The 15707-nt window shown below is 71.7% G+C and carries 8 protein-coding genes; 2 read left to right on the plus strand and 6 right to left on the minus strand.

What is annotated here, in order from left to right:
- Nucleotides 1-39: 39 nt before the first annotated feature.
- From WME95_RS27540 to WME95_RS27555, 4 genes are all read right to left on the minus strand, one after another.
- Nucleotides 40-1251, minus strand: a complete 1212-nt coding sequence (locus WME95_RS27540; protein ID WP_437902355.1) for an MFS transporter — start codon at nucleotides 1249-1251, stop codon at nucleotides 40-42.
- The gene (locus tag WME95_RS27545; RefSeq protein ID WP_437902356.1) at nucleotides 1248-1787 is read right to left on the minus strand and encodes a glycine-rich domain-containing protein; all 540 of its coding nucleotides are present in this window, start codon (nucleotides 1785-1787) and stop codon (nucleotides 1248-1250) included. Before WME95_RS27545 ends, WME95_RS27540 begins: the two co-directional genes overlap by 4 nt.
- 2 nt (nucleotides 1788-1789) lie before the next feature.
- Entirely contained in the window at nucleotides 1790-3061 is a 1272-nt protein-coding gene (locus WME95_RS27550; protein WP_437902357.1) for a hypothetical protein, read from the minus strand.
- Nucleotides 3062-3198: 137 nt separating this feature from the next.
- Nucleotides 3199-3429 carry a hypothetical protein gene (locus tag WME95_RS27555; protein WP_437541335.1) on the minus strand — a complete coding sequence of 77 codons (231 nt, stop codon included), beginning with the start codon at nucleotides 3427-3429 and terminating at the stop codon, nucleotides 3199-3201.
- A gap of 420 nt (nucleotides 3430-3849) precedes the next feature.
- On the opposite strand from WME95_RS27555, the gene WME95_RS27560 reads away from it, so the two are divergent.
- Both WME95_RS27560 and WME95_RS27565 read left to right on the plus strand, forming a co-directional pair.
- Entirely contained in the window at nucleotides 3850-4746 is an 897-nt protein-coding gene (locus WME95_RS27560) for an SDR family oxidoreductase (RefSeq protein WP_437902358.1), read from the plus strand.
- A gap of 435 nt (nucleotides 4747-5181) precedes the next feature.
- The gene (locus WME95_RS27565) at nucleotides 5182-11535 is read left to right on the plus strand and encodes a DUF4215 domain-containing protein (RefSeq protein ID WP_437902359.1); all 6354 of its coding nucleotides are present in this window, start codon (nucleotides 5182-5184) and stop codon (nucleotides 11533-11535) included.
- Nucleotides 11536-11697: 162 nt separating this feature from the next.
- Here WME95_RS27565 and WME95_RS27570 read toward each other — a convergent pair whose 3' ends face one another.
- Together WME95_RS27570 and WME95_RS27575 are read right to left on the minus strand one after the other, a co-directional pair.
- Entirely contained in the window at nucleotides 11698-12948 is a 1251-nt protein-coding gene (locus WME95_RS27570; protein WP_437902360.1) for a PEGA domain-containing protein, read from the minus strand.
- The gene (locus WME95_RS27575) at nucleotides 12945-15698 is read right to left on the minus strand and encodes an FG-GAP repeat domain-containing protein (RefSeq protein ID WP_437902361.1); all 2754 of its coding nucleotides are present in this window, start codon (nucleotides 15696-15698) and stop codon (nucleotides 12945-12947) included. The genes WME95_RS27570 and WME95_RS27575 overlap by 4 nt, the downstream gene beginning before the upstream one ends.
- Nucleotides 15699-15707 lie beyond the last annotated feature (9 nt).

The raw sequence follows: 15707 nt of genomic DNA on the forward strand, positions 1-15707 counted from the left end.
GGGTGCGCGGGAGGCCGATCGAGGCCCCGCGCGATCGCTTCAGAGACGCGCGCCGCCCTGCGCCGGCGCCGGGCGTGGGGCGCGGTGGACGCGAAGGGCGAGCGCCATCAAGCTCAGGACCAGCACCACCCCGAGGTGCACGAGGCCGCTCCACCCCAGCGCCGACAGGAGCGCGCCGGACGCGAGCGACGCCGCGCCGCTGGCGGCGAACACGCACAGATCATTGACGCCCTGCGCCCGGAAACGCTCGGGGCCGGGCCGGCTGCGCGCGACAAGGGTCGTCGCGGTCACGAACACATAACACCACCCGACCCCGACCAGCGAGAGCCCGACCAGGTGCCCTTCGAACCCTGGAGCCAGGCTGATCACGAACCCCGCCAGCAGGAAAAGCAGCCCGAGCCCCTGGAGCGCCGCGATCGACATCCGCTTCAGGAGGGCGCCGACCGAGAGCGAAGGCAGGTACATGCTCAGGAGGTGCACCTCGATCACCCAGCCCGCCTGCCGGATCGAGCTCTGCTCGACGCCGCACATCTGCAGTGGCGTCGGCACCATGATGAGGCTCATCACGAGGAATGCGCCGGCGCCCATCGCCACCATGGGCCAGTACAGCGCGCGAGCCCCGGCGTCGTGCGCGGCGGGGGCCTCCGCGACCCGCGCTTCCTGCGGCCGGTACGACACGAACGCGAGCGCCGCGACGACCTGGAGCGCCGAAAGGACGAGCAGGGCAGAGGGCAGCTCGCTCGACGTCCGTCCTTCGAGCAGGCCGAAGAGCGAGATGCCTGGGACGATGCCGAGCGCGCTGGCGAGCTGGATCATCGTCAAGAGGCGCGGCGCCCGGTGACTCTCCTGCCCTTCGAGGATCGCGAAGCGGTATTGCTGCACGAAGGCGCCATGCAGGCCGACGCCGGAGACCGCCGCGCAGAACAGCGGGAGATCGGAGCGGTCCACCGCGCGCGCCGCGAGCGCGAGGCAGCCGGCGGACAGGAGCGCCGCGGCGATGAAGCAGGGCTTGCGCCCGAAGCGGCGCATCAGCTGGCTGGCCGGCCAGGTGCCCAGGGCCGAGGACAGCACGAGCACGGCCACCGGGACCGTCGCGAGCCGCATGTCCCGCGCGAGCCGCTCACCCACCACGCTGCCGGCGAACTGGACCGACACCACGGAAGCGATCCCCAGGACCTGGCAAAGCAGCAGGACCAGCGTGTTGACCGACGTGGCGGGCACGGGCGCAGTGACGACAGCCTGACGGCTCAACGGTCGCGCTCCACGCCTGGCAGGGCGGCCCCGTTCCCCGCGTCGAGCGCGGCGATCGCCTCGAGGGAGAGGCCCAGGCGCTCGTGGAGGAAGCGCACCATCGTCCAGTGAGGCAGCGCGCCCTCGTCGAAGGGGCCGAACTCGTCGCGGTAGAGCGGCAGCCAGCGCAGCGCCTCCTCGATCGCCTGCTCCCGGCTGACCTGCCCCTCCTGATAGTCCTCGTAGGGCAGGCTGCGGTGATGGATGAAGAAGCGGCCCGGGAGGCGCTCCTCGCACAGCTCGCGGTACTCCCGCGTCTGCAAGATCAGGTAATGCCAGACCTCGTCGATCGCCTGCTCCACGGGCAGGAACAGCCCCGCAAGCGGCTCCGGATAGCGCGATATCAGGTAGAGGTACCGCAGGCATTCGAGCACCTGACGCTCGACATAAACGGGCTCCTCGCCGGTGGTCCGCACGAAATGGCGCACCACGCCGGAGAAGAACGCGCCGTCGAGCCGCGCCTTCAGCGCGGCGGCCGTCACCCTGGGTCGTTCCATCGTCACGAGCCACCTCGCTCCGCGGCCTCGCCGCCCTGCACCAGCCATGCGTGCTTCCCGGACTTGCCGATCGCGACATGGGCGCGGTGCTCGAGGACGCAATCGAGGCCTGCGCCCTCCCAGATCCGCTCTCGCAGCGCGCGCGCCGCGGCCGGGCCGACGGGCGCGTCGTCGAAGGTGGTATAGAGCAATCGGCCCCGCCGCCGCCCCTCCGTGTGGAGCTGATAGATGAAGACGGACGGCGCGGAGACGGCGATCCAGTCATCGAGATCGGCCTGCGAGATCGGGCCCCTCTTCTCGGCCCAGAGGAGCTCCCGCTCTCGCCCGCAGAACCGGCGGATCCGGAGCGGATCGGGGGAGCCGTCGACCGTCTCGGCGCAGTCGCCCGAGCGATAGCGGATGAGCGGCATGCAGGGGTTGCGCACGCTCGAGACGATGAGGCTGTAGATCGCGCTGCCCTCCTCGACAGGGATCAGCTCCAGGTGCATCTGGTCCAGGTAAGGCCAGTAGCGGCCGTGACGATCGCTGTAATACAGATATCCGAGCTCGGTGCTGCCGAACAGGTCGACGATCGGGCACTCGACGTGCTCCGCCAAAAACCGCCGCACGTTCCTCGGCGTGAGCTCGTAGGCGTGAACGACGCTGGCCGGCCTCGGAAAGCGCTCCCACGCTCCCATGTCCATGGCCTTCTTCACCAGGTGAGCGAGGTGGTAGCCATCGCAGTCGAGGTGATAAAGGCCTCGCGGATGCGCGTCTCGGACGGCGCTCATCTCGCCGAGCATGCGCTCGACGTCGCCGCGATCCCAGAGCGCCGGGTCGAGCCGCAGGTTGATATAGAGCGTCCGCTCGTCGAGCCGGCGATCCTCGAGGCCGGGGAGCGCCGGCGCCTCGGCGCCGCGCCGCCTCGCGGCGAGCCGCGCCACGTGCTCGGTCGCCAGCACCGTGGTGATCGAGACGCGCTGGCAGCCCTCATGCCAGGTGACCGCGATGTCGGGGTGCTCGCTCCACAGGCGGTAGTACGACTTCAGAAGGAAGAAAGGCGGGCGGATGATCTGCATCCGCGCGTGGTTGGTCCCGGTCGAGAGCACGAGCTCCGCCTCGCCGGCCTTCAGCGCCTCGGCGAGCCTCGGGGTCATCCAGTTGTCCGGAAAGCCTCTTGCGATCTCCGGCTTGTCCAGGATCGGGAAAGAGCCATTCTCGATCGACCGCCGGTAGATAGGGATGTCCCTGACCTGATCGATCATCGCCGCGAGCGTCGGTCCGTGGGCGTCCATCGGTCGACTCCAGGAAAAAGGTTGAACAGCCATCGAGAAGCGCGGCCCCCATCGGTCCGGGCGCGCGCGAGCGAGGCAGAAGACCACGGCAAGATGCACATGGTCCTGCCGCCTCGCTCGCGGCCCCGGCGGCTCCGTCAGCTGATGCAGCCGGCCTTCTTCGAGATGCAGCCCGCCTTCTTCGAGATGCAGCCCGCCTTCTTCGAGATGCAGCCCGCCTTCCGCGAGATGCAGCCGGCCTTCTTCGAGATACAGCCCTCCTTCCGCGAGATGCAGCCGGCGTCGAGCGTCGGCGCGCTGGACGTGTTGGCCGCGATCCACTGCTTCCAGAGACGATCCTGGGCGATCTGCCGAATCAGGTGTTCCATTCGAACCTCCGATGATGTGATGGTGGACGATGCAACCACGGCGCACACGTCCGCGACCCGCGCGGGGCAGCGGTCGTGTGCTCGACGGTCCGGCAGACACGATTTGTGGGCAGCCAGACCGTCTGGCTGACTATACGGTTCAACCCAAAGGGGTCAAGGCAGGCAATCCATGGGTGGATCGCGCCGCCCGGCCATCCGCCGAGTCGGCCGCTCCAGGACCGATGGAACTATCTCGGCGCGCACGCGCGAGCCTGCGATTCGACCGCTGCACTTCACAGTGAAATCGATCTTGTCGCGACGATACCCAGATGAGGGCGTGGCAAATTGTCCCGCGCACCCCGACGATCGCCGTTCTCCGGTTCCACGGGGGGATCCAGCGCGATACGCTCCTTGCTCCCCCTTTCGAAAGCGAGCGAGAGAATGACCCGAGAGCTCCGTTCCCTCATCACAGGATCCAGCAGCGGCTTCGGCCGCGCGACCGCCGTCACCCTCGCCCGCGCGGGACACCGCGTCTTCGCCGGGATGCGCGCGATCGCGTCGAAGAACGCGGGGCCGGCGTCCGAGCTCGCGGAGCTCGCCGCGCGCGAGGGGCTCGCGCTCCGCGTGATCGAGCTCGACGTGACGAGCGACGCCTCGGTCGACGCGGGCGTGGCGCGCGCGCTCGACGAGGCGGGCGGCGTCGACGTGGTGATCAACAACGCGGGCGTCCTGTCGCAGGGGCCGATCGAGGCGTTCACCGTGGCGCAGGCCGAGGCGATGTTCCAGGTGAACTACCTCGGCGCCGTGCGCGTCAACCGCGCCGTGCTGCCCGCGATGCGGCGGCAGAAGAGCGGCCTCCTCGTCCACGTGAGCAGCGCCGTCGGGCGGGTCGCGACGCCGCTCTTCGGCCATTACAGCGCGAGCAAGTTCGCGCTGGAGGCGATGGCCGAGTGCGCAAGTTACGAGCTCGCGCCGCTCGGGATCGACGTCGCCATCATCGAGCCGGGCGCGTTCCCGACGACCGGCGTGATGGCCAACGCGATGCAGGCCGACGAGGCCCGAGCGGCGGAGTATGGCGCCCTCTTCGCGCTCGCCGCGGAGCTGTGGAAGCCGGTGATCGAGACGATGAAGCGCCAGGGTCCGCCGGACCCGCAGCAGGTCGCGGACGCGATCCTGAAGCTCACGCAGCTGCCGGCCGGGGAGCGGCCGCTGCGCACCGTGCTCGACCCGCTGGGCAACGGCGCCGCGGAGGAGATCAACCGCAGGACCGAGGACGTGCAGCGGGCGTACATCGAGTGGATGGGCCTCGGCGGCGTGCTCAGGCGAGCCGGCGGATAGCGCGCAACAGCGGGGATCCGCGGGTCGCGGAGATCTCCGCGCCTTCTTGGGACCCAAACCGTCTCCGGGCTCCCGTCGCAGGGCGAATGTCAAGACCGAACCGGGCTGCCAGCCTGGCTCGCGCGCCTGTGCACCCGCAGCTGAAATGAAACACCGTGTCCATCCGTCGCTGCGCCGCGCAACGCGCGTCAATCGCCAGCGGTGCTCCGCAGGCTCCGCTGCGAACGGGCGCTCCTGCGGATGTGGCTGAGTGGCGCAGGATGAGGCGATTTTCGTCTAGGGGTGCGAAGGGCGGCCGGGCTACCCTGGAGACGGGTCGTCGGCCTTTCTGCCCGAGCGCAGCCGCTCGTGTTCGTCCTGGTCCTGCCCGAGCGCAGCCGCTCGTGTTCGTCGAGGTGTGTCGTGAGGTTGAGAACGTCTTATCTGGCTTTGGCCGTGGGATTGCTGCAAATACTCGCCGCCTGTGGAGGGGGCTCACCCTCCACCACGGGCGATCCTGGCGTGGGCGGCGCGGGGAGCGTGACCTCCAGCGGCTCCGGCGACGGCGGCGGTGGCAGTGACTTCGGCTCGGGCGTCGCCTCCGGCGGCGGCGGAAGCGGCGGCGGGCCCGATCCCTGCGCCGTCGACGACCCGCCCCCCGAGTGCCTCTTGCCCCAGGAGCCCGCCTGCGGCGACGGCGAGATCAACCAGGGCAGCGAGGCGTGCGACGACGGCAACAGCCTGCCCGGCGATTGCTGTTCCGGTCTGTGCGAGATCGAGCCTTACTGTGCATGTCCGACGCCCGGCGAGCCGTGCGTGCTGACCATCGCGTGCGGCGATGGCATCGTCGATCCGGGCGAGTTCTGCGACGACGGCAACACCGCGGACGGCGACGGCTGCAGCGCAGACTGCATCTTCGTCGATCCCTCGTACGTCTGTCCGAGGCCGGGCGAGGCGTGCACGCTGCTCTACGACTGCGGCGATGGCCGCGTGAACGGCTCCGAGGAGTGCGACGACCGCAACGAGACGCCCGGCGACGGCTGCGGCGCGGACTGCAAGCGGGAGGCGGGCTTCGTGTGCCCGAAGCCCGGGCAGCCGTGCGAGCGCCTGCCGGTCTGCGGCAACGGGGTCAAGGAGGCCGGCGAGCTCTGCGACGACGGCAACGCCGCGAGCGGCGACGGCTGTTCGAGCCTCTGCCGACAGGAGTCCTTCTACGTCTGCACGACGCCGGGGCAGCCCTGCGAGCTCCTGATCCGGTGCGGCGACGGCGCCGTGGATCCGGGCGAGATCTGCGACGACGGCAACGCCCAGGGCGGCGACGGCTGCAGCGCCGACTGCAAGACGCTGGACCCGCTTTACGCGTGCTCCGAGCCGGGGAAGCCCTGCATCCTCCTCTATCGCTGCGGCGACGGGCGCGTGAACAACGGCGAGCAGTGCGAGGACGGCGACGACCCGCCCGCCTCCGGCGACGGTTGCAGCGCGACCTGCATGCGCGAGTCCGGCTTCGTGTGCTCGAAGCCCGGGCAGCCGTGCGAGCGCCTGCCGGTCTGCGGCAACGGCGCCCTGGAGAGCGGCGAGCAGTGCGATGACGGCAACACAGCGAGCGGCGACGGCTGCTCGAGCCTGTGCCGTCAGGAGTCCTTCTACACCTGCCCGACCCCGGGTCGGCCCTGCACGCTCCTCTACTGGTGCGGCGACGGCGCGATCAACCCGGGCGAGGTCTGCGACGACGGCAATACGGTGGGCGGCGACGGCTGCAGCGCCGACTGCAGCGCGGTGGACCCGATCTACACGTGCCCGAGGCCGGGTCAGCCCTGCACCCGCCTCTACTGGTGCGGTGACGGCCGCGTGAACGACGGCGAGCAGTGCGAGGACGGGAACACCCGGAGCGGCGACGGCTGCAGCGCCACCTGCATGCGCGAGGAGGGGTATCAATGCAGCCGCCCCGGTCAGCCGTGCACCCGGCCGCCGGCCTGCGGCAACGGCCTCAAGGAGACCGGCGAGCAGTGCGATGACGGCAACACGGCGAGCGGCGACGGCTGCTCGAGCCTGTGCCGGCAGGAGGCCTTCTACAACTGCACGACGCCGGGGCAGCCCTGCGTGTTCTTGATCCGGTGCGGCGACGGCGTGCTCAGCCCCGGCGAGGTCTGCGACGACGGCAACACCGTGGGCGGCGACGGCTGCAGCGCCGACTGCAGCGGAGTGGACCCGATCTACACGTGCACCACGCCGGGTCAGCCCTGCACCATCAACTACTGGTGCGGCGACGGCCGCGTGAACGACGGCGAGCAGTGCGAGGACGGCGACTCCCCGCCTGCGTCCGGCGACGGCTGCAGCGCGGACTGCATGCGCGAGCCGGGGTATCAGTGCAACCTGCCGGGCCAGCCGTGCACGCGGCTGCCGGCCTGCGGCAACGGCCTCAAGGAGACCGGCGAGCAGTGCGATGACGGCAACGCCGCGGGCGGCGACGGCTGCTCGAGCCTGTGCCGGCAGGAGTCCTTCTACAGCTGCCCGACCGCGGGACAGCCCTGCGTGCTCCTGTTCCGGTGCGGCGATGGCGCCGTGAACCCCGGCGAGCTCTGCGACGACGGCAACACCGCGGGCGGCGACGGCTGCAGCGCGGATTGCAAGACGGTGGACCCGGCGTACGTGTGCCCCGAGCCGGGCAGGGCCTGCGTCCTCGTCTTCCAGTGCGGCGATGGCCGGGTGAACAACGGCGAGGAGTGCGACGACGGCGGCTCCGCGTCGGGCGACGGCTGCACGGCGGATTGCCGGCTCGAGCAGGGCTGGATCTGCAAGCCCGGCCAGCCCTGCACCGTGAGGACCTATTGCGGCGACGGCGCGGTGCAGCTCGGCGAGCAGTGCGACGACGGCGGCGGGGAAAACCCTGTCGGCGGCGACGGCTGCACCGCGCAGTGCAGGATCGAGGTCGGCTGGACGTGCCCGCCGGGCGGCGGGCGCTGCACCCCGCCGCCGCCGCCCGTGTGCGGCGACGGCAAGATCGGCGGCACCGAGGTGTGCGACGACGGGAAGCAGCCCCCGGCGAGCGGCGACGGCTGCAGCGCCGATTGCCAGACGATCGAGGATGGGTGGGATTGCTCGCGCGTCGGGTTCCCCTGCAAGACCGTCTGCGGAGACGGGTTCAAGAACGGCGCCGAGCAGTGCGACGACGGCAATCCGTTCTCGGACGACGGCTGCGACGAGACCTGCCGGATCGAGCCGGGGAGCGTCTGCGACAACGGAGAGCCCCAGGACTGCACGGGCTTCTCCGTCTGCGGCAACAACATCCGCGAGGGCACCGAGGCCTGCGACGACGGCAACGGCAACTGGCGCGACGGCTGCACGCCGGACTGCAAGGGCGAGCCGGACTGCAGCCGCGGCGCGTGCATCTCGAAGTGCGGCGACGGCATGCTCCTGCCCGGCGACGCCACCGAGGCGTGCGACGACGGCAACACCGTGAGCGGCGACGGATGCTCCGCGACGTGCACGATCGAGCCGGGCTACACCTGCACCGCTCAGCCGAGCGAGATGCGGCTGCCGATGGTCATCCGCGACTTCATCGGCTGGTGCCCGGCCGACTACAACCGCAACGTCAGCAACACCGCGTGCGACGCCAACCTGACGGACAACCTCGTCGGCCACTTCGATTTCGAGATCACCCCCAGCGGCAATCAGATCGACAGGATCGTCCAGCCGACGCTCGACACCGCCGGCAAGCCCGTGAGCAGGTTCGGCCCCGGCTTCGTCACGCCGAGCGACGCGAACGGCTGGACCACGGGGCAGGACAACTTCCAGTGGTGGTACCGGGACAACCCGACGTACAACAGGACGCTCGTCACCAGCATCGAGCTGACCGCGCAGGCCGGCAGGTACGTGTACCAGCGGAACCCGTTCTGGCCGGTGGACATCGACCCGCCGGGCGCCGATCCCGCGCTCGACAACCTGGTCTCCGCCGGGCTGGAGCGGGCGCAGCAGAGCAACCCCTCGCACAACTACTACTTCACGAGCGAGGTCCGGTACTGGTTCCAGTTCACGCCGAACGGCGCCGCGGCCGATCCGGTGCTCACCTTCTTCGGTGACGACGACGTCTGGGTGTTCATCAAGAACACGCTGACCGCGGACATCGGCAGCATTCACGCGCAGCTCCAGGAGAGCGTGACCATCCTGGACAACGGCGACGCCCGCGTGACCCCCTGCCCCGCCAACTCCGGCTGCACGGACCGCGGCGCCACCTACGATGTCGACCTGAACCTCGAGCCGGGCAAGGTCTACGAGATCGCGGTGTTCCAGGCCGAGCGCCACGTCACCGGGTCGAACTACCAGCTCACGCTGTCGGGCTTCAGCGCCGGCACGTCGGTGTGCACGCCGCAGTGCGGGGTCGACCCGCCGGTCGTGACGCCGGGCGAGGAGTGCGACGACGGCAGCAGGAACGGGACGGGCTACGGCCAGTGCAACAACTGCCAGCTCGGTCCGTACTGCGGCGACGGCGTCAGGAACGGCATGGAGACCTGCGACAACGGGGTCAACAACAGCACGTACGCCAACGCCTCGAACGCCTGCGCGCCCGGGTGCGTGGCCCCGCCCCGGTGCGGCGACGGCGCGGTCAACGCGCCGTACGAGGCGTGCGACCTCGGCTCCGGCAACACGGCGAGCGGCTACGGCGGCTGCACGCGCGAGTGCCAGATCGGGCCGTACTGCGGCGACGGCAGGAGGAACGGCACCGAGGGGTGCGATGACGGCGTCAACGACGGCTTCTACGGCACCTGCAACCCGAACTGCACGCCGGCGGCGATGTGCGGCGACAACCGCGTCGACGCCGACTGGGGCGAGGAGTGCGACAGCGCGACCGACCCGAACTGCGTGAGCTGCCAGCGCGGCGAGCACTGCGGCGACGGGGCCACGCAGCGGGACCTCGGCGAGGAGTGCGACGACGGCGTCAACGACGGCGGGTACGGCCAGTGCGGGCTCTCGTGCCTCTACGGGCCCCGCTGCGGCGACGGCATCGTCCAGCCCGAGGAAGAGCGCTGCGATCTCGGCAGCGGCCAGAACACCGGCGGGTACGGCGGGTGCACCGCGACCTGCAACTACGGTCCGTACTGCGGCGACGGCATCAGGAACGGCGCCGAGTCGTGCGACGACGGCAAGAACGACGGCGCTTACGGCACCTGCAACGCGAACTGCACGGCGGCCCCGAGGTGCGGCGACAACCGCGTCGACGCCGAGTGGGGCGAGGAGTGCGACAACGCGGCCGACCCGAACTGCCTGAACTGCCAGCTCCCCCCGCAATGCGGCAACGGGATCACGCAGCCGGCCCTCGGCGAGGAGTGCGACGACGGCGTCAACGACGGCGGGTACGGCCAGTGCGGCCCCGCGTGCCTCTACGGGCCGCGCTGCGGCGACGGCATCGTCCAGCCCGACGAAGAGCGCTGCGACCTCGGCAGCGCGCAGAACACCGGCGGGTACGGCGGGTGCACCGCCTCCTGCAACTACGGTCCGTACTGCGGCGATGGCATCAGGAACGGCGCCGAGGGGTGCGACGACGGCGTGAACGACGGCGCTTACGGCACCTGCAACCCGAGCTGCACGCCGGCGCCGAGGTGCGGTGACAACCGCGTCGACGCCGAGTGGGGCGAGGAGTGCGACAACGCGGCTGACCCGAGCTGCGTGAGCTGCCGGCTCCCCGCGCAGTGCGGCAACGGGGTCACGCAGCCGGCCCTCGGCGAGGAGTGCGACGACGGCGTCAACGACGGCGGGTACGGCCAGTGCGGGCTCTCGTGCCTCCACGGGCCGCGCTGCGGCGACGGCATCGTCCAGCCCACCGAGGAGGACTGCGACCTCGGCAGCGCGCAGAACACCGGCGGGTACGGCGGGTGCACCGCGACCTGCGACTACGGGCCGTACTGCGGCGACGGCATCAGGAACGGCGCCGAGGCGTGCGACGACGGCGTGAACGACGGCACCTACGGCACGTGCGCGCCGGGCTGCACGCCGGCGCCGAGGTGCGGCGACAACCGCGTCGACGCGGACTGGGGCGAGGAGTGCGACAGCGCGACCGACTCGAACTGCGTGAGCTGCCGGCTCGGCGCGCACTGCGGCGACGGGGTGATCCAGCCGCAGTTCGGCGAGGAGTGCGACGACGGGATCAACGACGGCGAGTACGGCAAGTGCGGGCCTTCGTGCATCTTCGGGCCGCGCTGCGGTGACGGCATCGTCCAGCCCGCGGAGGAGGACTGCGATCTCGGCGAGGGCGAGAACAGCGGCGAATACAACGGGTGCGATGCCCTCTGCCAGTACGGGCCGTACTGCGGCGACGGCCGCGTCAACGGCGCCGAGACCTGCGACGACGGCGTGAACGACGGCTTCTACGGGAGCTGCATGCCCGACTGCAGCCCGGCGGCGAAGTGCGGTGACCGCCGGGTCGACGAGGAGTGGGGCGAGCAGTGCGATCCCCCGAACGAGGCCACGGGCTGCAGCAACAACTGCCGCCTCGGCGGGCAGTGCGGCGACGGCGTGGTCCAGCCGGGCGAGCAGTGCGACGACGGCAAGAACGACGGCGGCTACGGCCAGTGCGGCCCGCGCTGCCAGCTCGGCCCGCGCTGCGGCGACGGCATCCGCAACGGCCCGGAGCAGTGCGACGACGGCGACGGCAACAACACCGGCGGCTACGGCAAGTGCGCGCCGGGCTGCGTCTACGGCCCGTACTGCGGCGACGGCAAGCTGCAGAGCGCCTACGAGGCGTGCGACGACGGCAACCGCACGGGCGGCGACGGCTGCAGCCTGACCTGCCAGTTCGACGGGTTCCCCAACTGATCGAGCGAAGGCGGGCGCGCGGGGCGAAGGCGTCGTTCGACGCCTCCCCCGCTCGCCCGCGACACCGGCGCCGCACGGCGCGTGACTCGGGTCGACCTCCTCCCAGATACCGCCGCTAGCTCGCGATGGCCGCCCTCGGCGGCCCGGGGCGCTGCGGCGCCTTCACCAGAACCGGCCGACGAGCCCCGCCCCGCCGAGCCCCGGCCCGAGGATCGGCGCGGCCGAGAGCTCGAGCATCGGGCCGCCCGTGCGCGCGGGCGCGGGGTCCGTGCGCGCGGGCAGCGGCGGCGGGTTCGGCGTGTCGAACGCGTAGAACACGAAGCCGCCGAGGGCGAACGCCGCGGCCGTGCCGAACAGGCCGACGGTCGCGTTCGCGAGCTCGTCGCGCGTGTCGAGGTGAGCCTGGTAGTCGCCCAGCTCCTTCTCCGAGATCCCCTGCGCCGCGCGCTTCTCCGCGATCTCGCGCGCCTGGTCCTCTTCCTCGAGGCCCGTGGCCAGCGTCAGCACGCCCACGCCGGCGGACAGGACCCCCATCGCGACGAGGCCATAGGACATCTTCCGCTGGAAGGAGCTCGTGAGGCCCACGTCGATGACGAGGCGCTCGCCGCGGCGGAGCGACAGCTCGCGGGAGAACGGCCCGTGGCCGTTCTTCGTGGCGACGAAGAACCGCTTGCCCGGGGCGACCTGGAGGAGCGGCAGCGGCGTCGTGCCGACGAAGCGCCCGTCCAGCGTGACCTGCGCGCCGACGGGGGCCTTCACCTGGAGGAGCGCCGGCCGCTCGCGCAGCTCCCGGTCGATCCCGAGGATGTCCCCCTCGATCGCGACCACCTCGCGCTCCTCGTCGACGTGGCCGTCGGCCGTGATCTTGATCCGGTGCTTGCCCGGCTGCACCTCGGCCATCAGCGGCACGTCGGCCAGCGCGCCGCCGTCGATGGACACGCGGGCGCCCGCGGTCGGCGAGGTGACGTTGATGCGGGTCCGCGGCCTGACTTCGGGCGGCGCCGCCTCCGGCGCGGCGGGCGACGACGGAGCGCTCGCCTCGAGGCGCGCGGCGATCACCCCGAGCTCGCTCAGGGCCTCGGTCGCGTCCGCGCGGCGCCCGCCCTGCGGGACCTGCTCCAGATAGCGCCGGTAGTTCGCGATGGCGGCCCGCAGCGCCTCGGGGCTCTGCTCGACCACGTACAGGCGCCGGTAGGCCTGGGCCAGCGAGAACAGGAGAGCAGGGCGCGGCGCCTTCCTGTACGCCGCCTCGAACGACTGCACCGCGTCGCGGTACCGTGTCGCCGCGTAGGCCTGGGCGCCGGCGTTGTAGAGCGCCTTCGCCTGCTCGATGTCCTCCTCGGCCGAGGCCGCGCTCGGCGCGAGCGCGGTCGCCGCGAAGGCCACGAGCACGACGCACAGCGAGGTCTTCATCGGCGGCTCGGGACTCCTTCGTGGACGCGGAGCGCGCCGTCGCTGAGCACCGCGAGATCGTCGACCCCATCGCCGAGGACGTCGCACGTCGCGATCGCGGAGCCGCCGGGGATGCCGTCCAGCTTGCGGAGCTGGTGCTGGCCGAGATCATGGCAGCCCGCCGCGCCGTCGCCGCACACGTCGAGCGCGTAGGCCGCGCTGCGCGTGAGCACGACGAGCGACCTTCCCCTCCCGTCGTCGACGCGGGCGAAGTCGACGCTGGTGACCTCGCTCGCCGGGTCCTTGAGGCTGGGGTCGGGTACCTCGATCTCGATCGGCGCGTCGAGCGCGCCCTCGCCCGTGTTCCAGAAGACGGCGAGTCGGCTCGCCGTGATCGTTCGCGTCCCTTTCGCCAGCTCGTACGCGATGCCCACGACGTCCGCGTGGCCGTCGCCGTCCATGTCGCCGGCGCGGAGCCCCCCGTACAGCGTGTGAGGCGCGGGCGAGAAGGCCGCCTCCGGCGCCTCGAAGGCGGCGCTCGCGCCGCGGCGCACGAGGGTGACCGCGCCGGCCAGGGCCGGCGTCCCCGGCTCCGCTGCCGCGTCCTCCGCCGCGACCTCGATCGGCAGCGAGAGGACGAGCTCGTCGGTTCCATCGCCGTCGAGATCGACGGCGACCCCATCCAGCGCCCACGCGGGCTCCCGGGAGGGAACGAGCTCCGCGGGGAGCGAGACGCGGTGCTTGGCCTCGTCGACCATGGCGATGGCGCTCGAGTCGACCGCCGGCAAGAGCCAGAGCTCGGCCGAGCCCCGGGAGGAGCCAGGGCTCGGAGGAGCGATCGTCAGCGAGGCGACCTCCGCCCGATCGCCCCCGAAGCGGCCGGCGACGCTCCTCACGGCGCGCAGCTCGCCTGCGTGCCGCACGTCGTCCGAGCGGACGAGCGGCAACGGCGGCAGCAGCGACCGCGAGCTGCTGCCCTCGATGAGGCTGAACGCGACGTCGCCGCCGTGCGAGAAGAGCACGCTGATGTCGTCCACGGCGTCGTCCGGCTCGGGGAGCCGCACCGCCGCAATGTCGAGGAGCCCCTCGAAGGCGCCGAGCCGCACCGGCGGCTCCGGCGCCTTCATGTACCGGCCGAAGCAGACGGCCAGCGTCGGGTGCTCCGCGCTCGACAGCGAGCTGCCGGCGCTCTCGGCGAACGAGAGGTCCGGCAAGAGATCGCCGTCGAAGTCGCCCACGACGAAGCTCGAGACGTTGCCCAGCGTCGGGATCTTGAGCTCATTGAGCTTGAAATCGGCGGCCTCCGCGCCGGGGACGCCGTTGAAGAATGTCAGATCCGTCGCGTCGGCGGAGCCGGCGACGACGTCGGGCGCGCCGTTGCCGGTCAGGTCCGCGATCACCGCGCTGGTCCAGCGCCGGCCGTTCGCCGGCGCGAGCCGGTCGAACTCGACCTGGTAGGGAGGAGACGGCCGGGCTTTTCCGAGCCTCACGGCGTCGGGATCCACGATGTCGATCACCCCGTCGCCGTTGAGATCGCCGATCGCGACGGGGGCCCCGAAGCCGGGCAAGCGCCCGGCGCTCATGTCGCCCGCCGGGTACGAGAGATCGCCGTACGGCGCCATGCCGCCGAACACGCCGCCGCCTGCGCCCTCCGCGACGTCGAGCTCGTAGCAAGGCGCGCCCGCGGGCAAGCGGGGATCAGGCTGCGCGCACGTGGCGCCCACGAGCAGGTCGAGGACCTCGTCGCCGTTCACGTCCCGGAGGAAGGCCGCGCCCGCGATCCGCGCCCCTGCCGGGAGCTCCACCGCGGTGTGCGCGCCGTCGTCCGGCGAGTAGATGTGCACGGCCGAGTCGTCCGCGAGGGCGACGACCACCTCGTGCAGCGGGCCGCCGCCGAGCTCCGCGCTCGCGAGCGGACCGGCGACGTCGCGCAGCCCTCGCTGCCTATCGATGAACGACAGCGGGCCGCTCTCCGACCCTTGCACGACGGCGATGACATCCTCCGGCGCCGCCCCGCGCGTGTCGGTCCCGGCGACCAGGGCGACCCACGTCTGTCCGTACTCGCGCGTGCTGCCGACGGGCAAGAGCCACGCGCCGCGGAGGGTCGTCGTCTCGGACGCCTCGCCGAGCAGCAAACCCAGGCGAAACACCGACGCGAGCACGGGGACCGGCGCGAACGTGCGGCCCGGCTCGCCGCTCAGGATCGCCACGCCAGGCCCCACGCTGAGCGCGATGTCCGTCGTCTCGTCGTCGGTGAGGCGCGCGAGCGCGGGCGTGTCCCCTGCCGAGGGGATCGACACCTGGGTCCCCACCGTGCTGTTCGCGTCGAAATAGAGCGCCTCGAGGCTCGTCGAGCCGACGCCCACGAGGTCGCCGCGGCCGTCGCCGTCGAGATCACCCGTGATCAGCCGCTGCGCGCCGAGCGGCAGCGCGGCGCCGAGCGGCTTGAAATTGCCCGTGGAGACGCGGCACACGCCGTCGACCCCGCAGCCCCACCCGCTCGGGCACGTGCGGTCCACGTCGTTGCACACGAAGCGGCACTCGTTCTCGCTTCCGCGCGGGTTGCACCAGGTCGTCGAGGTCGCGCCCAGCGCGTCCTGCGTCTTCACCTCGCAGGGCGCGCTGGCCTCGAAGCAGTCGCAGTCCTCGTTGCGCGACGGCTCGATGACGCCGTTGCCGCACACGCCCGGGGAGATCTCGCCGAGCTCCACGCACCCGGCGGAGCCGGCGGCCGCGACGAGCAGCGCCGCGGCCCCCCCGATCGCGCGCACGTATCGCCT

This window comes from Sorangium sp. So ce327, from assembly GCF_051530205.1.
Classification (GTDB): Bacteria; Myxococcota_A; Polyangia; order Polyangiales; family Polyangiaceae; genus Sorangium; species Sorangium cellulosum_B.